1 protein-coding gene is annotated in these 320 nt (G+C 45.6%); it reads right to left on the bottom strand.

The annotated features are described in order from the left end of the window. Nucleotides 1-320 (bottom strand): NADPH-dependent FMN reductase (locus A3735_RS09445; RefSeq protein ID WP_197485801.1); only part of this gene is annotated, 320 nt, incomplete at both ends.

The following is a 320-nucleotide window of genomic DNA, read 5'->3' as shown; positions in this document are numbered from 1 at the left end:
CTCTTAGTTGTCCTAGTCCTCTTAAGCCACCTAGGCTGCCTGGGCTGGCAGCAGTTAGTGCGACAGTAAATCTGTTAAATGGTGGTTGATAGACATTGGAGTCACTATTGTCAGGGCGTGATAACCAGTCCAGTGTATTCTTCAGTGCGGCGCTAAATGATCCGTTGTACTCTGGGCTCGCGATTAAAATGCTTGTTGGTGATGAAAATATGCGCCTTAAGTCGTTCAGTGAAGCGGGCGTTTCAGTGTTTTCAATATCTTCATTAAACAACGGCAAAGGGTAGTCTGCTAAGTTAATGTTGATAGCATCGTAGCCAAGC

It is taken from the genome of Oleiphilus sp. HI0061, from assembly GCF_001635675.1.
This window is presented reverse-complemented; position numbering and strand designations above follow the sequence as displayed.